Source organism: Lactobacillus sp. N54.MGS-719, assembly GCF_000980505.1.
Lineage (GTDB): Bacteria > Bacillota > Bacilli > Lactobacillales > Lactobacillaceae > Lactobacillus > Lactobacillus amylovorus.
In genome coordinates, this window is record NZ_LARO01000002.1 from 38647 (window position 1) to 59175 (window position 20529).

Below are 20529 nucleotides of genomic sequence, written 5' to 3' on the forward strand. Positions count from 1 at the left end.
CGTGCTAATTTAAGCGCCCTTGATTTTAGTTCAAGGGCGTTTTTTTATTAATAAAGTTATCAAAATAAAAAAGGATGATTAAATGAGAGTACAAAAACCAAAAGGTACAGTCGATATTTTGCCTGAACAATCCGGTTCATGGCAAAAGGTCGAAGAAACTGCAAGAAATTTCTTCAACCGTGCCAACTACCGTGAAATTCGTACGCCAAGTTTTGAAAACTACGAAATTTTCTCACGTTCAAGCGGTGATAGTTCTGAAATCGTAGAAAAGCAAATGTACGACTTCAATGATAAGGGTGGTCGTCATATTGCCCTTCGTCCAGAAGGAACTGCCGGGGTAGTTCGTGCTTACGTTGAAGATAAAATGTACGCACCAGAAGTAGTTAAGCCATTTAACGTATTTTACATGGAATCAACTTTTAGATACGAACGTCCTCAAGCAGGTCGTCAACGTGAATTCCACCAAATCGGTGTAGAAAGCTTCGGTTCAAGTAATCCACTTGCTGATGTTCAAACCATTATGATGGGTCACGACTTGCTTGCTGAATTAGGCGTTAAGAACTATCAACTTCACATCAATACTTTGGGCAATGAACAAGTACGTAAGGATTACCACGATGCACTTGTAAACTACTTCACTCCAGTTAAGGATGAATTATCTGAAGATTCTCAAAGAAGATTGCGTGATAACCCATTACGTATTTTGGATTCTAAAGATGATCGCGACAAGAAGTTCTTGCCAGATGCTCCTAAGATTCGTGACTTCCTTGATGATGATTCAAAGCAAAACTTCGAATCAATTTTGAAGATGCTTGATCAATTGGGCATTGACTATGTTATCGACGATGACTTGGTTCGTGGTCTTGATTACTACACTGGCGTAATCTTTGAATTCATGGTTGAAGATAAGAGCCTTTGGGAATCAGCTACTACTATTTTGGGTGGTGGTCGTTACGATCACTTAGTTGAAGAATTCAACGGCCCAGCTACACCAGCTGTTGGTTTCGGTATTGGTGAAGAAAGATTAATGCTTGTTTTGGAAAAGCAGAATCCAGCTTTATTTGAAAATAGAGGCATTGATTTCTTCATCACTAATATTGGTGATGGTACTGCTCAAAAGGCTATTGAAATTACTAGAAGTTTGCGCAAGCAAGGCTTTGAAGCTGATTTTGATGTTAACCAAAAGAAGCTTAAGGCACAATTCAAGAAGGCTGACCGTGATCATGCTAAGTATGTAATTACTTTAGGTGAAAAGGAACTTGAAAACGGCGTTTTGAATATCAAGCGTTTAGCTGATGGTAAGACCATTGATTTAAGTCTTGAAGACATCAATGATATGAGTAAGGTAATGAAGGATTTAGAGGATTAACAATGGAAAAGATCGAAGAAAGAACAGACTATTGTGGCAATATTACTGAAAAATATATTGGCCAAGATGTAAACCTTTATGGTTGGGTACAACGTGTACGTAACCTTGGTAACTTGGTTTTCATCGATTTGCGTGATCGTGAAGGTTTAGTACAAATCGTTGTTAACAAGGATTCCGGTAAGGAATTGATGGATATTGCTGACTCACTTGGTAACGAATACGTTCTTCAAGTTAAGGGTAAGGTTGTTAAGCGTTCAGAAGTAAACCCTGACATGAAGACTGGTCAAGTAGAAGTTGATGCTACTGAAATCATCATCTTGAACAAGGCTAAGAACCCTCCGTTTGAAATTAAGAATGGTGTTGATATTTCTGAACAAACTAGATTAAAGTACCGTTACCTTGATCTTCGTCGTCCAGAAGTTCAACAAGCTATTATCTTACGTTCAAAGATTTTGCGTGCTACTCACGAATTCTTTGACGAAAACGGCTTTATCGATATTGAAACTCCAATTTTAGGTAAGTCATCTCCAGAAGGTGCACGTGACTACTTAGTTCCTTCAAGAATTTACCCAGGTAGCTTCTACGCACTTCCACAATCACCACAATTGTTCAAGCAACTTTTGATGGGTGCTGGCTTTGATAAGTACTACCAATTGGCACGTTGTTTCCGTGACGAAGACTTACGTGGTGATCGTCAACCAGAATTTACTCAAATCGATATGGAAATGTCATTTGCTGACGAAGAAACTATCCAAGGCTACACTGAAGGTCTTTTGAAGAAGATTATGAAGGATGTTAAGGGGATTGACCTTAAGACTCCTATTAAGCGTATTACTTGGACTGACGCAATGAACAAGTACGGTAGTGACAAGCCTGATACTCGTTACGGCATGCTTATCCATGACTTAAGCTCAATCTTTAAGGACAGCGACTTCAAGGTATTCTCAGGTGCAATTGCTGATGGCGGCTTTGTTAAGGGTATTGCTGTTAAGAACGGTGCTAAGGAATACTCACGTAAGAAGCTTGACAAGAAGGCTGACTTCATCAAGCGTTTCCACGCTAAGGGTTTAGCTTGGGTTAAGTACGAAGATGATGAATTCTCAGGTCCTGTTGCTCGTTTCTTGACTGATGACAACAAGGAAGCTTTGAAGAAGGAATTCGACCTTGAAGGCGGCGAATTAGTAGTATTTGTTGCTGACAAGTGGAAGGTAATTTGTGACTCATTGAACCACCTTCGTCGTGAATTCGCTAAGGAAACTGGTATTATTCCTAAGGGCGTTTATGACTTTGTCTGGGTTGTTGACTGGCCATTATTCGAATACGATGAAGGTCTTGGCCGTTGGGTAGCAGCTCACCACCCATTCACCATGCCAGATGATGAAGGTGTAAAGCTTTTGACTACTGAACCACACAAGGCACACGCACGTAGTTACGACATCGTTATGAACGGTGACGAAATGGGTGGTGGTTCAATCCGTATCCACAAGCGTTCAATCCAAGAAAACATGTTTAAGGCACTTGGTTTCACTAAGAAGCGTGCTTACGAACAATTTGGTTACTTAATGGATGCTTTGGACATGGGCTTCCCACCACACGCAGGTCTTGCAATTGGTCTTGACAGATTTGCTATGATGCTTGCTAACAAGGATAATATTCGTGACGTATTGGCATTCCCTAAGAACGCTAGTGCTTCAGAACCAATGATGCACGCTCCAGCTCCAGTAGCAGATCAACAATTAGCTGACTTAGGTATTGAAGTTGAAGATAAGTACCAAGACAGTGTTAAGGCAACTGAAGAACGTCTTGAAAAGATGGCTGCAGAAGATGCCGAAGAAAACTCAACTTGGGACAAGTAATCTTTAAATAAAAGCAAAAAATAGACTTCCGAAAAGGAAGTCTATTTTTTGCTTTTATTTTATAAATCGTTAACGAAATCGGTAATTCGCTTTAAACTTTCGTGTAATTGTTCAGTTGATGATGCATAAGATAGTCTTACGTAGCCTTCGCCGCCTTTACCAAAATAACGACCAGGAGTTACGCCAACTTTAGCCTTTTGTGCCAATTCAAAAGCAAATTGTTCATCATCGATGCCATATTTTTCAGGAATTTTGGCAAAGATATAAAAGGCACCTTGTGGCGTAGCCATTTCAAAACCAAGCTTTTCCAAGCCGGTTTGCATAAATTGCAGCCGCTTTTCATAGATTGCTCTTGCTTCAGCAGGATCACTTTGACCATTGTTCAATGCCTCAACGGCAGCCATTTGCACATTGTCAGTCACAGAGGTTACTAAAAAGGCATTAACTTTTTGAATGCTCTGCATGATTTGCTTAGGAGCAGCGATGTAACCTAAACGCCACCCAGTCATTGCGTATGCTTTAGATAAACCAGAAATTAAAATATTGCGATCTGGAATATATTCGGACAATGAATGATGTTCCGCATTGCCATAAACGAGTTCAGCGTAGATCTCATCAGTAATTGAATAGATTTTGTATTCTTTAATTACTTCGGCTAGTTGTTGCAAAGTTTCTTTAGCATAAACACGGCCGGTCGGGTTGGATGGGTCGGTCAAGATGATTGCCTTTGCTCCCTTGCCGCGACCGTTTAAAACGTGACGCAAATGTTCAGGCGTTAAAATGAAACCGTCTTTTTTAGTATCAAGTTGAATAGGGGTAGCACCAGTCATCTTGATCAACTGGAAGTATAGTGCCCAAACTGGAGTAGGAACGATAATCTTGTCCCCAGGATTAAGCAAAGTCATAAAGACGTCGTTTAAAGCACCGGTTGCACCAACAGTGACGCAGATTTCATCTTTGGGATCATAATGAACACCGATGGAACGGTCAAGGTAGCAGCTGATTGCTTTAAGTAGTTGAGGTTTACCAGCTTGTGGTGCGTAGTGTGAGTCATCATCGTTAATGTCGCGAATGGCAGCCTTTTTAATATGATCTGGTGTAGCAAGATCAGGCTCACCAATAGTTAACTTGATAATGCCAGGGATGCCTGAAACTTTTTGATCAAATGCACGAATTTTTGAAGCGGATAAGTTACTAAGGTTAGTATTGATAATTGATTTTAAATCACTAGATAAATTTGGCATATAAGTAAAGTTCCTTTCTGTATTAATATAGATTCTAAAGTACAGAAATGAAGATGACAACCTTTTTATACTCAATCAAAAAAGAAGTTACTATATGTCACTCCTCTAAGAATTATCTTTTAAAATACCATTAGAATTGGTATAAATCGCTTTCTTTTCGTGAACTGGTTTTTGCCATGGAAGTAGCGGCAAAGGTCTAGTAGGTGGTTTAACTCTATTCTTCTTTTTCAAAGAAACTGGCTGATTAATTACTTTAACTGTAGTAATTTCTTTGTTAGGTGGTTTTGGTTGTGCCTGCTTGCTACAGCCAGCTAGTGAAGCAAGACTTAAGGCAACCAGCGATAATTTTATTATAAGCTTCATTTTATCCTCCAAAAATTTATCCCTAACCGTTATTCTACTATTTTTAGCAATAATGATAAAATAAAAATAAATTTGTTTGAGAAGAAGGAATAAAAAATGGCAAAAGTAGCAGTCTATATGACAGGCGGCATTGCTATGTATAAAGCCGTGCAAGTCGTGCGAAATCTTGAAAAAAGTGGTCATGAAGTACGGGTAGTAATGACTAAAAATGCGGAACGTCTGGTTACTTCTAATACATTGGCCGCATTGACTAAGTATCCAGTATTGGATAATCTATGGAAAAAAGAAAATGAAGCTAGCATACCGCATGTTCATTTGGCTCGCTGGACTGACTTAGCCTTAGTTGTTCCAGCAACGGCTAACTTTATTGCTAAAATGGCTAATGGTCTAGCTGATGATGCCGCTAGTACCACGATTCTGGCAACAAGCGCACCAAAATTGGTTGTGCCTGCAATGAATGATCAGATGTGGAGTAATCCTGCTACTCAACGCAATTTGCAATTTTTAAAAGAAAATCAAGTGCAGATTATGGAGCCAGCGGTGGGAATGCTGGCGGAAGGATATGCTGCTAAAGGTAGAATGCCTGAGACAGAACAAATCTCTGCTTGGGTAGAAAACTTTTTGCAACAAAAAGAAATCTTAAAAGATAAAACCATTATCGTCACCGCCGGAGGAACAGAAGAAGCAATTGATCCAGTTCGCTTTATTGGGAATCGTTCTAGTGGCAAAATGGGAATTTCTATTGCTCAAGCCGCTGCCGAGATGGGCGCAAAAGTAAAATTAATTTATGGGAATGTTACAGTTGCCTTGCCGCAAGATGAAAAGATTGAATTGTATCATACTGCAAGTAGCGAAGAAATGTTAACAAAAGTAAAGCATGAATTTACCAAAAGTGATGTGTTAATTATGGCGGCTGCCGTAGCTGATTGGAAGATGGCTAAAGTGGCCGACCATAAATTGAAAAAGCAGGCAAATCAAGCTACTTTGAAATTAACTTTAGTTAAAACGAAAGACATTTTACGTGAAGTGGCCAAACATAAAAATCCAGGGCAATTAGTAGTTGGTTTTGCTGCTGAAACAAATGATTTGCTAAAGAATGCGGAAAAGAAGCTGCATGAAAAAGGAGCAGATCTGATCGTGGCTAACGACGTTTCGCAAAATGTCTTTGGCAATGATAATGATAAGGTGACTATCCTTAAGCAAGATGGCACGATCGATGAATGGCCTGAGATGAGTAAAAAAGTAATTGCTAAGAAATTATTGATATACGTGAATAACTTTATGCATAAATGATTAATGTAATATTTTTGTAACATAACGCAAGCAATCTATACAAATAGCATTGCAATAGGACTCTGACTATAAAAAATAACCAAAATTGTGCAAAGATACGATAATTGTGCTTGTTTTAGTACAGAAAACTAGTATTATAGGTTGCGGGAATTAAGAGACTGAAGAGAAAGAGTTGATGGTTTATGAAATCAGCCCTTTCTTTTTTTGGATATAAAATCTCGTCTAAGAAATTACTGATAATCTGCAAAGAAATATCGCTAAAGCCTATTTCATCGCGTTTTTTGCTCTGTTATTTAAAATGACAATTTTGTTAAAAAGTAAAAATTATAAGTATATGTATAGGATTTGAATAATATTTGGTGTATGCTATTCACAGCAGGTTCTGTATGTACTCTGATAAAACTTTAACGCTTAACAACGGAATAAAGATTCCTCAGATACAATTAGGTACTTGGCTAATCAATAATGATGACGTAAAAAAAGTCGTTCGTCAGGCCATTAGTGTTGGTTACCGCGCTTTTGATACCGCAAGAGACTATGGTAATCAGAATGGCGTAGGCAAGGAAATTTGGAATTCCGATGTTTAACGTAGTGATATATATTTAACAACTAAATTGCCAACTGCTGTCAAAGACTATGAGGGCACTAAGAAGGCAATTGATAAAGCTTTGGATCGCTTCAGCTTAGAATACATTGACATGCTTCTGATTCACTCACCGCAGCCTTGGATTGAAGTAAATAGAACCAATGACCGTCACTTTGAAGGCCGGTAAAGTTAGATCAATTGGTGTGTCTAATTTCTTGCAAGAAGATGTGGCTAACATTGTTAATAATGGTACGATTAAGCCAGCTGTTAACCAGATCGAAGTTCATATTGGACATGTGCCAACAGATTTGATGAAATATTGTGAGAACTTAGGAATTCAAATCGAAGCATATTCACCACTTGCTCACGGACGTTTACTTAAGGATCGTAAGATCAATGAATATGCTAAAAAATATGGCGTAAGTCCTGTACAATTGATGCTTGCCTTCGACTTGCAACTAGGCTGTATCGTTTTACCGAAGAGTGACAATGTCAGTGAAATGAAAGATAACTTGAGTGTTGATTTTGAAATTAGTAACGAAGATATGGACGAACTAGTTAAATTAAAAGAAAACACTCAGGCCATGTCAGTTTAATAAGCATTGCTGAAAAAGCGGTGCTTTATTTATTTTAAAAAGAAAAATGAAAAAGATAGATTTAATCGCCATTGATATTGATGGTACTTTAGTAAACTCTAAAAAAGAAATTACCCCTGCCGTTAAAAAGGCAGTGTTAGATGCCAAAAATCAAGGTAAACAAATAGTGATCTGCACAGGAAGACCATTATCTGGTGCACAACGTTATTTGGATGAATTAGGTTTAAACAATCAAGATAACCAATATGTAGTCAGCTTTAATGGCGCAGTAGTTGAATCAACCAGTGGCCAAGTAATTTTTAAACAAGGGCTAAGATATGAAGACTATGTTGATCTAGAAGCAATTGCACGCAAATTGAATCTGCATTTTCATAGCGTTAGTTTAGATCGAATTTACACCTCTAATCGTGATTTAGGACACTACACGATTTATAACTCGCGGGTGGTTAAACTGGAAGTCTCATATCGTACACCAGAAGAAATGAAGCAAATACCGATTATCAAATGCATGTACATTGATGATCCAGATTATTTGGATAGTAAAATTACCAGTCCGCTTTTTGAGCAAATGAAAGATCGCGTCGTTTTCTCCAAAACTGAACCATTTTATTTTGAAGCAACGGCAGCCGGCGTTGATAAAGGAACTGGTCTTAAGCGCCTGTGTGATTACCTTAAGGTTAAACCAGAAAACGTGATGGCTTTGGGTGATCAAGCAAATGATATGCCAATGTTAAAATATGCTGGTTTAGGTGTGGCGATGGGCAACGCAGTGGACTATACTAAAAAGCATGCAGATGAAATTACTGCAGATTGTGATCATGACGGAGTGGCGGTCGCAATTAACAAAATTTTATAAAGGATATGGAATAGAGGCTTCATAATGAGTAAAGCAAAGATTTTAATTTTGGGTGGATTGAGAAAAGATTCGCTTACTGATTTAGAAAAGGAATGCGATGTTACAGTTGGTCCAGCAGGCCATCGCTTACATGATGATCGTGAATGGGTATTAGATCATATTGCAGATTATGACGGTGTCATTGTGGCAAAGATGGCTTTTGATAAAGAAATGATTGATGCTGCCAAGAATTTGAAGATAATTTCTACTTACGGTGTAGGTTTTGATCATGTAGATGTGGAATACGCTAAGGAAAAGGGAATTGTTGTTTCAAACTGTCCTAAGAGCGTATTGCGTCCAACTGCTGAATTGACTTTAACCATGATTATGGCTTCAGCTCGTCGCTTGCGCTATTATGACCATGCTTTGCGTGAAGGCGTATTTTTAGATGCTGACGAATATGATAACCAAGGCTACACGATTGAAGGCAAGACTTTAGCTATTTTAGGTATGGGCAGAATTGGCCAACAAGTAGCTCGTTTTGCTAAGGCATTGGGGATGAAGGTTATTTACCACAATCGTCACCAACTTGATAATGAATTAGAAGCAGAATTAAATGCTAAGTACGTTGACTTTGATACCTTAATTAAGGAAGCCGACTTTTTATCATTGCATGCTCCAGCAACTGATGAAACTTACCACATTATTAATGCTGATGTCTTTAAAGAAATGAAAGAAACGGCATATTTGATCAATGTAGCTCGCGGTTCACTAGTTGATAGTGATGCTTTGATTGCCGCTTTAAAGAATGGTGAGATTGCAGGTGCAGCTTTAGATGTCTTTGAAAATGAACCACATCCTAAGCAAGAATTGGTAGACATGGATAACGTAATCATGACTCCACACGTCGGCTCAGCTACTCACGTTGCTAGATTCAATTTATCTAAAGAAGCAGCTAACAATGTTTTATCATTCTTCAAAGATGGTAAAGCTGTTAACCAAGTTAACTAAAATAAGTTAGAGTAAAACAAAAAAGCGGCTAAGCCGCTTTTTTTATTTTATTCATGTTCTAGTTGACTGTGACGATAACCATAAACGAAGTAGATAACTGTCCCAAGGATTAACCAAATTGCAGCCATTAAGTAAACTTCTGAGCTTAAGTGACAAATCATAAAGATACAGATTAAGCCAGAAATGATTGGCAGGTATGGATAACCAGGAACCTTGAAACCGTCGTTAACGATATCTGTCCTCTTTCTTAATTTTAAAATACCAAATGATACTAAGGTGAAGGCAAATAATGTGCCAAAGTTAACCAAGTTGGCTAATTGATCTACTGAGAAGAATGCCGCACCTAAGGCAATAATAATTGTTACTGCAACTAAGGCATTTTGAGGAGAATGGTGCTTTTTATCAAGCTTACTGAAAGTTGCTGGTAAAAGACCATCTCTAGCCATGGCGTAAATTAAACGCGAACTTGAATAGATCATCGTGAGCATCATGGTTGCCATTCCTAGCATGGCACCAAATGATAATAATTCGGCTACCCAGTCTTGGTGGACATATTGTAAGGCAAAAGCAACCGGATTAGCTACGTTTAACTTGGTGTATTTAACCATTCCTGTCAAGACAATGGAAACGCCAAAGTAAAGGACAGCCGCAATTGCTAGAGTACCAATAATGCCTAGTGGCATATTCTTCTTAGGATTCTTAACTTCGGCAGCTGATGAAGAAACAACGTCAAAGCCTAAGAAAGCAAAGAAAACGGTAGTTGCACCTTTAATCACACCAGAAGCGTGGTATGGCAAGAATGGGTGATAATTGCTTGACTTAATAAATTGCATCCCCACAAAGATGAAGATCAAAATAATCGCAATCTTAATGAAAACCGCAACAACGTTAATCTTGATGGAATTTTTCATTCCACGTGACAGCAGGATACTAATAATCAAAATTATTAAAACAGAAACAAGGTCAAAGTAAACGCCATGTGACAAATTCATTGGCCCTGAAACGGCCTTAGGAATTTTTAAGCCAAACGGACTAATAAATGAACTAAAGTATGATGACCAACCTGCGGCAACGGTAGCCACAGATAGCATGTATTCCAAGATTAAGGCCCAACCAATGATCCAACCGGTGAACTCGCCGTAAACGATGTTACCGTATGAATAAGCACTACCAGCAACTGGAATTGCGGAAGCAAACTCGGCATAACACATTCCGGCAAAGGCGCACACGATTGCTGCGACCATGAATGACAAACTAACTCCAGGCCCAGCAGCTGTAGCAGCTACCGTACCAGGCAGAATAAAGATCCCAGTCCCGATAACTGCACCAACCCCAAGTGACATTAGGTCGAGGGCATTCATTGTTTTGGAAAACTTGATATCTTTTCCTAAGTAGTTTTGAATGCTTTGTTTTCTAAATATGTGAAATTTCATCGCAACATTCCCCTCTATGTAATATGTAAAGATAGATTAATTTTACATGATATTTTTAATTTCTTGAAGGGCAAAAAAGCACTATTAAAATAGTGCTTTTAGTCTAATCAGCCTTTATTTTTGTTTTGTACCATTTAAATGAGCCATAGATAAGGGCAATGATGATGAAAACGGCAATGATCAATGAGTATTCTTCAAAGATATTCACGATGACTTGCCAATTTTCACCCATGTAGGATCCTAATGAAACTAAAATGATGTTCCAGATCAAACTACCAAGAGTAGTGTAAATTAAAAACTTGGAAAGCTTAACGTGAGCGGTACCTGCTGGAATAGAGATTAAACTTCTGATAACGGGGATGCAACGACCATAGAAAATTGCGCCTGTTCCATATTTATCAAACCAGGCAATTGCCTTTTTAACATCACCCTTTTTGAAACCAAGCATCTTGAACATTTTATGATTAAATACTTTTTCAAGACGGTCCTCACTCAGTAAAGTTCCGATCCAATAGAGAATGATTGCTCCTAAAGTGGCACCGATTGTGGCGGCGATTATCACTAAGGAAACGGTCATTTGCGAGTGATGCGTCGCAAATCCTGCAAATGAAAGGATTACTTCTGAAGGAATAGGCGGGAAGATATTTTCAACCGCAATTAAAAAGCTGATGGCCATGTAGCCAAATTGGTTAATTAAATCAAAAACTATATTAGTCATCGGTATTTCTCCTAAGCGTTTTCTTTTAATATAGCAAGTTTTGGTCTAGATAGCTATTTCTATAAGCAAAGTTAATATCTTCTTAAAAAAGCTGTGTTAAACTATTTAGTGCGAATTTTTTATTGGGGTGCGATAGAATGGCAACACAATTAATTGAGAATAAGTTGAAGCTATTACCAGAAAAACCGGGCTGCTACTTAATGAAAGATATCAATGGCACGGTTATTTATGTTGGTAAATCCAAAAATTTAAAAAATAGAGTGCGTTCATACTTTAAGAGTAAGCAAGTAGGACGGCGTGCTGAATTAGTGCGTGAAATTCGAGACTATGACATTATTACGGTTTCTACTGATAAGGAAGCTTTTTTACTAGAAATTACTTTAATTAAAAAATATCAGCCATATTACAACGTGCAGTTAAAGCAGGGGACAGGCTATCCTTACATTGAAATTACGCGCGAACATGATCCGCAAACGCGCCTGACCAGTATCGTGCATAAGGATGGTGGTTATTACTTTGGCCCATATCCTAACGTTTATGCGGCCCAGGCTACGTTAAAGTTTATCCAAAAAGTTTATCCATTAAGACGCTGCCATGGCTACCAAGGCCGCCCGTGTCTTTACTATCATATGGGGCAGTGTTTAGGGGCCTGCTTTAAAAAGGTGCCGCAAAAAGAATATGACGAGCAAATTAAGAAGATTAAGAGCTTTTTGAATGGTGATATTGCAGAAGTAAAGCAAGACTTGACCGCCAAGATGGAAAAGGCTTCTGAGCAGTTGGAATTCGAACGCGCAGCCGAAATTCGAGATCAATTGAAGTATATTGAAGAAACGGTTGAAAAGCAGAAAATCATTTCTAACGACAACACTCAACGCGATATCTTCAACTACTACGTTGATAAATCTTGGATTTCAATACAGATTTTCTTCTTGCGTCAGGCTAAGCTACTTAGAAGAGAAACCAGAATGTTTCCTTTAACGGATACAACTGATCCAGAAGATGCATTTACTTCATTTATTGTGCAATTTTATGGGCAAAGAAACCGCGTTTTGCCAAAGGAAGTCTTAGTTCCTACTGGCCTTGATAACGATACTTTGGCGGAAGTATTAAAAGTTCCAGTTAGAACGCCGCAAAGAGGACAGAAAAAAGCGTTGCTTGATATGGCTAAAGATAATGCCAAGTTGAAATTAGATGATAAGTTTAGACTACTTGAATTAGGTAATCGTAAAACTAAGGGTGCGCAAAAAGAGATCTTTGATGCTCTAGGTTTGCCATATGGTCATATTATTGAAAGCTTTGACCACTCGCATATTCAAGGTGCAGATCCAGTTTCGGCCTTAGTTGTTTTTAAAGATGGTGAACCAGATAAAACTTCGTACCGAAAGTACAAATTAAAGGGTGAAGTTGAACACCAAAATGGCGGCGATGAAGTTCGTAACACCAGGGAAGTTGTTAGAAGACGATATGGTCGACTTTTACGTGAAAATAAAAAAATGCCTGATTTAATCCTGATGGATGGTGGTCAAATTCAAGTAGATGCTTGTGAAGACGTTTTGCGTAACGAATTAAACCTAAATATTCCTGTTGCCGGGATGGTTAAAGATGATAAGCACAGAACAAACCACTTGTTATTCGGCGATCCGATCAATGGTATTCCGTTGAAACTGATCCCGCTTAATCCTAAGTCAGAAGGTTTTTACTTAATGACAAGAATTCAGGATGAAGTGCACCGCTTCGCCATTACTTTCCATAGAAGACGTCATGCCAAGAATGCTTTATCAAGCCGATTAGACTCGATTAAAGGCATTGGTCCTAAGAGTAGAAATAAGCTGCTCAGAAACTTTGGTTCATTAAAGAAGATTAAAGAGGCATCGGTTGATGAGCTTCGAGCTGCCGGACTTACTTTGACCCAAGCACAGACAATAAAATTGACGCTGTAAACCTAGAAAACGCCCAAGAATGCGCGTTTGTGTGGTATAGTAATAAAAGTTAGATTAAGACGGAAGGAAGAGATAAACATGCCAACATTTGTTGATCAGACTAAAATTGAAGTACAAGCCGGAAAAGGCGGCGATGGCATGGTGGCTTTCCGCCACGAAAAGTACGTTCCAAATGGCGGACCAGCTGGCGGCGACGGTGGTCGCGGCGGCAGCATTATTTTTGTTGCTGACAGCGGTTTGCGTACATTGATGGATTTTCGCTACCGTCGTAAATTTAAGGCGGACAATGGCGAAAATGGTCGCATCAAGTCTCAATATGGTAGAGCTGCTAAAGACCTTTATTTAAAGGTGCCTGTTGGGACAACAGTTTATGATTTTAATACCGGTGAATTAATCGGTGATTTAGTAGAAAAAGGACAAGAATTAGTTGTAGCTCACGGTGGCCGTGGCGGTCGTGGTAATATTCACTTCGCTACTAGTGTTAATACGGCACCTGAAATTGCCGAAAACGGTGAACCAGGTGAAGACCGCGTTTTACGCCTAGAACTTAAGTTACTAGCTGATGTAGGTTTAGTTGGTTTCCCATCAGTTGGTAAATCTACGCTTTTGTCAGTAACAACTAAAGCTAAGCCAAAGATTGCAGCTTACCAATTTACTACTTTGACTCCAAACTTAGGGATGGTAATTTTACCTGATGGTCGTGACTTCTCTATGGCTGACTTGCCTGGTTTAATTGAAGGTGCTAGCCAAGGTGTGGGTTTAGGTATTCAATTCTTGCGCCACGTTGAAAGAACTAAAGTAATTTTGCACTTAGTATCAATGGATCCTAATAATGGTCGCAAAGCAATTGACGACTATCACACCATCAGAAAGGAATTGCAAAATTATGAAACTGATTTGTCTAAGAAGCGTGAATTAATTGTCGCTTCACAAATGGATATTCCAAGTGCAGAAGACAAGCTCAAGGAATTTAAGGAAGCTTTGCAAAAAGAAGGTAATGACGAACCAGTTTATGAAATTTCTAGTGTAACGCACCAAGGCGTATCCAAGTTGATGAGCGATACTGCTAACTTGGTTGCCGAAGTCGAAGAAGAACGTGCACAAGAAGAACCTAAGACTGTTGAAAATACTAAGGAATACAAGTACAAGGCACCACAAAAGAACGAATTTACTGTTGAAAGAGTTGGCGAGCATGAATTCGTTGTTAAGGGAGAGCAATTGGAGAGATTAGTACAAATGACCAATTTGGATCACCAAGATGGTATCATGCGTTTGGCTAGAAGACTTAAGCGTTTAGGCGTAGATGATGCCTTGCGTGAAAAGGGTGCAGTTAACGGAGACGATGTTGCAATCGGCAAGTTTGTCTTTGAATTTGTACAATAATATGTGAGTAGAGATAGATTATGAGAAGAAATCGGTTTATTACAGGGTATTCTGGACTTAGAGCATTAGCGGTGATCGGAGTAATACTCTATCACCTTGATTCTAATTCGTTTATGGGAGGATATCTGGGTGTGCCAATTTTTTTCGTGCTCTCAGGTTACCTCGTCACGGATCATATACTTAATTCATATGACAGAACGGGAGATTACGATAATAAACACTTTTATTTAAGTAGAATAAAGAAGATTTATCCGCAGCTGATTTCGGTTTTATGGTTCAGTGCGGCGTATATTTTTCTGTTTCAACGCAATCTTTTAGCTAAGCTGAATCAGATCGTCCTGGCTAACCTACTGAATGTCTACAATTTTTGGCAAATTCATAATGGTCAAAGCTACTTTGAACGTTTTGCGGCTAATGAATCGCCTTTTATTAACCTATGGACGATGTCAGTAGAAGGGCAATTCTACATTTTGTGGCCGATTGTCATTTTCTTACTGGTAAAACTAGTAAAGAAAAAGAAGAATATTTTTGGGATTTTGATTGGACTTTCATTAGCATCTGCAATTGAAATGCTGGTTCTATATTTAATGAAAGCTGACATTAACCGTATCTATTATGGAACGGATACGCGGTTCTTCTCATTAGGTTTAGGAGCCGCATTAGCAGTTATTTGGCCAATAGAGCAGCTGAATCCTAATGTGACCAAAAAGGATACACGAATACTTGATTTGGTTGGACTAGTTTCCTTTATTTTGATGCTGGTCATGTTCTTCTCAAAGGCAATGAATCCGCAACAGGCATTTGCTTATTGTGGTGGGATGCTTTTGTTTACTTTGATTGTCTGCGTGTTTGCCGGAGTAATTGCGCATCCAGGCAGTCACTGGAATAGAATTATGACTAATGTCATTTTCGATTGGATTGGTTCAAGAAGCTATGGGATTTATCTTTACCAATTTCCAATCATGATCTTTTTTGAAGATAAATTTACTAATATTGGTGATCATCCGGTACTGTACCATGTGATTGAAATCATCTTGATTTTGCTAGTAAGTGAAATTACTTACCGCTTAATTGAAAAGCCAATGGGCAAGATTACGTGGAGTAAAACCAAGGCCTACTTTGCTCGAATTTTGGATTTAGAGACTAAGGATTACATCAAAAAGACGCAAGCAGTTTTTGCAGCATTTATTTTGATTTTAGGTAGCATTGCTATTGCTGTTTCACCTAGAGCAAAGGCAGAAGATTTTAATAAGACTCAACTTGCTCAAAGAATTCAAAAGAATACCAAAGAGCAAAAGAGCGACAATGCTAAGCTGATCAAGAAGTTAAAAAAGCAAAAGCAAAAAAAAGAAGATAAGTCGAAAATCATTAGACAAGCGGAAAAAGATGCTAAAAAGCACCCAGTTAATAAATCATATGTTAAATATGGTATTTCGCAGCTTGATTTGCAGTTAGCACAAAAAATTCAAGTTACTGCAATCGGCGACTCTGTCATGGCCGGTTCAAGTGACAACTTAAAGAAATTAATGCCTAAGGCCTTAGTTGATGCGGCTGTTTCTAGACAATTAGATGTTGCATTTGGCCTACTTGACAGTTATCAAAAGCAGGGAGTTTTAGCCGATAACGTATTGATTGGTTTAGGCACAAATGGACCATTCTCGATGGATGACTTAGATCGAATCATGCATCAAGTTGGGCCTAAGAGAAAAGTTTTCTGGATTAATGTTCATGTACCAACTAGAGATTGGCAAAAACCGGTGAATGATTTGCTAAGACAAGGTGCAAAACGGTATCATAATCTTATAATAATTGATTGGTATTCATATTCGAAGAATCATCCAGATTGGTTTTATGGTGATCACACGCACCCTAATATAAAAGGATCGAAATATTATAGTGCGTTTATTACCAAAACAATTGTTAAACATTCAAAATTTTAAGATAGAAATAGGATTTTCATGGAATTACAATTTTTAGGAACAGGTGCAGGGCAGCCATCCAAGCAGCGCAATGTTTCTTGTGTAGCGTTAAAGCTACTAGATGAACTTAACGGGATCTGGCTGTTTGATGTAGGGGAGGCTACTCAGCATCAAATTTTAAGAACAAATATTAGACTACGCAAAATCACTAAAATTTTTATCTCACATAACCATGGCGATCATATTTTTGGCTTGCCAGGATTGCTATCAACCCGTTCTTTTCAAGGGGATGTTGGACCATTAACGATTTATGGTCCGGCTGGAATTGAGCAATTTGTGCGTACGTCTTTACAAATATCAAGAACCAAAGTTTCTTATCCCATTAAGTTTGTTGAATTATCTGAACCAGGATTAATTTGTGAAGACAAGGGCTTTCGCGTTTATACGGACAGACTAGATCACCGTATTCCAAGCTTTGGTTTTAGAGTAGTTGAGGCTACTCATCCAGGTGAACTTTTAATTGATAAATTAGCAAAGTATAATATCCCTAACGGGCCAATTCTTGGTCAACTAAAACGAGGCGAGCAAGTGACCTTGGCTGATGGGACCGTCTTAAATGGAAAAGATTTCTTGGGACCAGAAAAGCCTGGCCGCATCGTCACGATTATTTACGATACCCGCTCAACGCCAAGCATTGCTCGTTTAGCAAAAGATGCGGATGTTTTAGTTCATGAATCAACTTTTGCTGGAGACGAAAGCAAAATGGCTCGCAATTATTACCACTCAACTTCTGTTCAGGCAGCTAAAATTGCTAAACAAGAAAATGTTAAGAAGTTGTGTTTGAACCATATATCTGCTCGTTATATGGGAGCAAAAGCTAAGAAATTAGAGAATCAAGCTAAGAAGGTATTTCCAAATACAGTTTTGGTAAATGACTTTGATCGTATTGAAATTCCGATGAAAGGCGCAGAATAATGAAAGATTCACTAAGAAATAAAGTTGTTATTATTACAGGTGCTTCTAGTGGCATTGGTCGTTCAATTGCTCTTGAAAGTGCTGGCCGTGGTGCTACTGTCATTTTGATTGCCAGAAGAAAAGATCGTCTGGAAGAAATTGCGGCAGAAGCTAGAGAATTATCAGGTGCTGAAGCTTATGTCTTCCCAACAGATATGGGTAAGCCTGATGATATTGAAAAGACCTTTGATGAAATTACCAAGCAAGTAAAGCATATTGATTTCTTAGTCAACTGTGCCGGTTTTGGTAAATTCGAAGAATTTATGGAACAAAAGATGCAAGACGTAACCAACATGTTCCAAGTAAACATCTTAGGCTTAATGTACTTCACTAGACTTGTTGGCCGTGTCATGATGGAACAAAAGACTGGTCAAATTATTAACTTTGGTTCAATCGCTGGTAAGGTGCCAACTACTAAATCAGCTGCTTACAGCGCATCTAAGGCTGCAGTCATTCAATTTTCAAATGTATTGCGCCTAGAACTTAAACCATTTGGCGTCAAGGTAATGACCGTTAACCCTGGTCCTGTTTACACTAACTTCTTTAACATTGCTGATAAGTCTGGCAATTACGTCAAAAACGTTCAGGAGTTTATGCTTGATCCAGACGATGTTGCTTGGCAAGTGGTTCACTTCTTTGGCAGTGACAAGCGTGAGCTTAATGTACCACTTAGCTTGGCAGTATTAGCTAAACTTTACAACTTGTTCCCAGTCATCGGTGATGAACTTTCCTTGAGATTTGCTTCTAGGAAGTAGTGGCGATGGAAAAACAAAGAAACTTAATTATTGGCTCAGTCGTTGCCCTAATTGCAGTAATTTTCGTGGTGCTTAATACTTCACCAGTTGCTATTAACTTTGGCTTTTTCAAGGTTAGATTGCCCTTGATTGTGGTGTTAGTAGTGATGGTGATCATCGGAATGATTATTGCCTGGTTTTTCGGACGCGATAGCCAAGAGCATAAAGCACAAAACAAGGTTGCTTTTTTGAATAAAAACAAGAAGAAAACTGAATAGATCTTGATTTATTCTTAATTGAATAGTATCATTGAATCACGTGAGTAATTCAGGGCGCTCAGTCCTGAAGCTTAAGACTACAATAAAGGAGATCAATTAAATGGCAGTTCCTGCAAGACATACTTCTAAACAAAAGAAACGTTCACGTCGTGGTCACATTAAGTTGAGTGTTCCAGCAATGCACTATGATGCAACTACTGGTGAATACCGCTTAAGCCACCGTGTTTCACCAAAAGGTTATTACAAGGGTCGTCAAGTTGTTAACAGCAACGATAACGGCAATAACTAATTAAAAGACACCTGTAATGATGGTGTCTTTTTTTATGCCTAAGAAAAGGATTTAGAACAATGAAATTAGTATTTTTGCACTCAAGTGATACGCATGGCTTTTTATTGCCAACTGATTACCATAATAAAACCGACTATGATGCACCCATCAGCTTAAGCCGAGTAAGCTCTGTAATTAAGTCAGAGAAGGAAAAATACGGTGCAGATCATGTTGTAGTAACAGATGCTGGTGATTGCCTGCAAGGTTCTCCATTAGCTTCTTACACCCATTCAACGGGTGATTATAACGATTTGTTGAAGTTTACCGAAGCATACAACGCAGTTGGCTATGATGCACGCTGTCTTGGTAACCATGACTTCAACTTTGGTCTTGATTATTTAAGCTACTATGTTGATCAAAATAAGGCACCTATCATCAATGACAATATTTTGGATGCTGAAACCAACGTGCCATTCTTTGGCAAGGAATATGTCATCATCGAAAAGAATGGACTTAAGATTGGTATTCTAGGGATTACCACGCAATATATTCCACATTGGGAACCAGCTAAAAATGTTGCCGGCTTAAAGTTTGCCTCCGCCTATGAAAAGATTAAGCATTATGCTAAAATTTTGCGTCCTCAAGTTGATGTCTTGGCTGTAATGTATCACGGCGGTTTTGAAAGTGACCCAGTAACAGGCAAGGCCACGGAACCTCATCGTGGTGAAAATGAGGGTTACAAGATTTTAACCGAGATTCCAGAAGTAGATGTCTTTTTAACTGGTCACCAACACCGTCGTTTGAATGTGGTAACTAAAGATACTGCAATCGTGCAACCAGGTTACCGCGGCGAAGCAGTAGCAGAAGTAGTTTTGCATATTGATGATCAAACTAAGAAGATTACTAATATGACTACCAAGTTGATTGACACCAACGATTATGATCCAGATCCAGCAGTAGTAGAAAAAGTAGCTGATTTGGATAAGAGAACGCAAGAATGGCTCGATCAACCTATTGCTCACTTAAACAAGCCTGCTCGAATTGAAAATGCGATGAAGGGCAGAATTGAAGGCGCACCATTCATTAATTTGATTCAACAGATGCAATTGTGGTTTACCAAAGCAGACGTTTCAGCTACTGCCGTAATGAGTGAGACTGCTAAAGGCTTTGATAAGACGGTTACGATGAGAGATATTTTACTTAACTACCCATATGCTAACCAATTATGCAGAGTGAAATTAACTGGTAAAGAGCTGCGTCATATTATTGAGCATAGTGCAGGATTTTTGAAGAAGGATAAAGATGGCAAGATTACTTTTATCGATCGCTGGATTAAACCTAAGCCAATGCTTTATCACTTTGATGTCTTTTATCCTGTCGAATATGAAGCCGATTTATCTAAGCCGGAAGGTGAACGCTTAACTAAATTGACTTTGCATGGCAAGCCAATTGAAGATGATCAGATTTATCACTTGGCCGTAAACAACTACCGTGCAATGGGCGGCGGCTTCTATCCGGAATACAGCATGGATAAGATTGAAATAACCCTTGATAAGGATTACGTGCAAATGTTTAGCGAATACTTAACTCATGGCGATGTTCAAGTAGACACTAAGAAGAATTACAAGTTCTATTAAAAGACAAAAAAATACACGTGAGATAAATGATTCTCACGTGTATTTTTGTTTA

Annotated in this window: 17 protein-coding genes and 1 pseudogene; 14 read left to right on the forward strand and 4 right to left on the reverse strand. The window is 38.6% G+C overall.

Annotated elements, in window-relative coordinates; all coding sequences use genetic code 11:
• Positions 1–82: 82 nt before the first annotated feature.
• Complete coding sequence (gene hisS, locus WS44_RS00560) at positions 83–1369, forward strand: histidine--tRNA ligase (protein ID WP_013641813.1); 1287 nt, start codon at positions 83–85, stop codon at positions 1367–1369.
• Positions 1370–1371: 2 nt separating this feature from the next.
• Positions 1372–3225: an aspartate--tRNA ligase gene (gene aspS / locus WS44_RS00565; RefSeq protein ID WP_014565780.1), complete on the forward strand. Its 1854-nt coding sequence runs from the start codon at positions 1372–1374 to the stop codon at positions 3223–3225.
• A gap of 59 nt (positions 3226–3284) precedes the next feature.
• On the opposite strand, the gene WS44_RS00570 is transcribed toward aspS, so the two are convergent.
• Entirely contained in the window at positions 3285–4469 is a 1185-nt protein-coding gene (locus WS44_RS00570; RefSeq protein ID WP_014565781.1) for an aminotransferase class I/II-fold pyridoxal phosphate-dependent enzyme, read from the reverse strand.
• A gap of 105 nt (positions 4470–4574) precedes the next feature.
• Positions 4575–4832 carry a hypothetical protein gene (locus WS44_RS00575; protein WP_013437748.1) on the reverse strand — a complete coding sequence of 86 codons (258 nt, stop codon included), beginning with the start codon at positions 4830–4832 and terminating at the stop codon, positions 4575–4577.
• A gap of 96 nt (positions 4833–4928) precedes the next feature.
• On the opposite strand from WS44_RS00575, the gene coaBC reads away from it, so the two are divergent.
• The 4 genes and pseudogenes from coaBC (at position 4929) to WS44_RS00595 (ending at position 9153) form a co-directional block, all read left to right on the forward strand.
• On the forward strand, positions 4929–6125 hold the full coding sequence (gene coaBC / locus WS44_RS00580; protein WP_046432503.1) for a bifunctional phosphopantothenoylcysteine decarboxylase/phosphopantothenate--cysteine ligase CoaBC: 1197 nt from the start codon (positions 4929–4931) through the stop codon (positions 6123–6125).
• A gap of 386 nt (positions 6126–6511) precedes the next feature.
• Positions 6512–7307: pseudogene (locus WS44_RS10255) on the forward strand (aldo/keto reductase).
• A gap of 46 nt (positions 7308–7353) precedes the next feature.
• Positions 7354–8163, forward strand: a complete 810-nt coding sequence (gene yidA / locus WS44_RS00590) for a sugar-phosphatase (protein ID WP_013437750.1) — start codon at positions 7354–7356, stop codon at positions 8161–8163.
• A 24-nt stretch (positions 8164–8187) separates the two neighbouring features.
• Entirely contained in the window at positions 8188–9153 is a 966-nt protein-coding gene (locus WS44_RS00595; protein ID WP_013641816.1) for a 2-hydroxyacid dehydrogenase family protein, read from the forward strand.
• A 47-nt stretch (positions 9154–9200) separates the two neighbouring features.
• Here the strand turns inward: WS44_RS00595 and WS44_RS00600 are convergent, their stop codons facing one another.
• Positions 9201–10586, reverse strand: a complete 1386-nt coding sequence (locus WS44_RS00600; RefSeq protein ID WP_013437752.1) for an amino acid permease — start codon at positions 10584–10586, stop codon at positions 9201–9203.
• Positions 10587–10689: 103 nt separating this feature from the next.
• Complete coding sequence (locus tag WS44_RS00605) at positions 10690–11304, reverse strand: DedA family protein (RefSeq protein ID WP_013437753.1); 615 nt, start codon at positions 11302–11304, stop codon at positions 10690–10692.
• A gap of 137 nt (positions 11305–11441) precedes the next feature.
• On the opposite strand from WS44_RS00605, the gene uvrC reads away from it, so the two are divergent.
• From uvrC to WS44_RS00645, 8 genes are all read left to right on the forward strand, one after another.
• A complete protein-coding gene (uvrC, locus tag WS44_RS00610) occupies positions 11442–13244 on the forward strand; it encodes an excinuclease ABC subunit UvrC (RefSeq protein ID WP_013437754.1) in 1803 nt (600 codons plus the stop codon).
• A 78-nt stretch (positions 13245–13322) separates the two neighbouring features.
• Positions 13323–14627, forward strand: a complete 1305-nt coding sequence (obgE, locus tag WS44_RS00615; protein WP_013641818.1) for a GTPase ObgE — start codon at positions 13323–13325, stop codon at positions 14625–14627.
• 20 nt (positions 14628–14647) lie between these two features.
• Entirely contained in the window at positions 14648–16567 is a 1920-nt protein-coding gene (locus WS44_RS00620; RefSeq protein WP_022087819.1) for an acyltransferase family protein, read from the forward strand.
• An 18-nt stretch (positions 16568–16585) separates the two neighbouring features.
• Entirely contained in the window at positions 16586–17521 is a 936-nt protein-coding gene (gene rnz / locus WS44_RS00625) for a ribonuclease Z (protein WP_013437757.1), read from the forward strand.
• Positions 17521–18315 (forward strand): SDR family oxidoreductase, encoded by a 795-nt coding sequence (locus tag WS44_RS00630; RefSeq protein ID WP_013437758.1) that lies wholly within the window; start codon positions 17521–17523, stop codon positions 18313–18315. Before rnz ends, WS44_RS00630 begins: the two co-directional genes overlap by 1 nt.
• 5 nt (positions 18316–18320) lie before the next feature.
• Complete coding sequence (locus tag WS44_RS00635; RefSeq protein WP_013437759.1) at positions 18321–18572, forward strand: lipopolysaccharide assembly protein LapA domain-containing protein; 252 nt, start codon at positions 18321–18323, stop codon at positions 18570–18572.
• Positions 18573–18672: 100 nt separating this feature from the next.
• Positions 18673–18861 carry a 50S ribosomal protein L32 gene (gene rpmF, locus WS44_RS00640; protein ID WP_013437760.1) on the forward strand — a complete coding sequence of 63 codons (189 nt, stop codon included), beginning with the start codon at positions 18673–18675 and terminating at the stop codon, positions 18859–18861.
• Between the two features lie 59 nt (positions 18862–18920).
• Positions 18921–20477 carry a bifunctional UDP-sugar hydrolase/5'-nucleotidase gene (locus WS44_RS00645; RefSeq protein ID WP_046432508.1) on the forward strand — a complete coding sequence of 519 codons (1557 nt, stop codon included), beginning with the start codon at positions 18921–18923 and terminating at the stop codon, positions 20475–20477.
• Positions 20478–20529 lie beyond the last annotated feature (52 nt).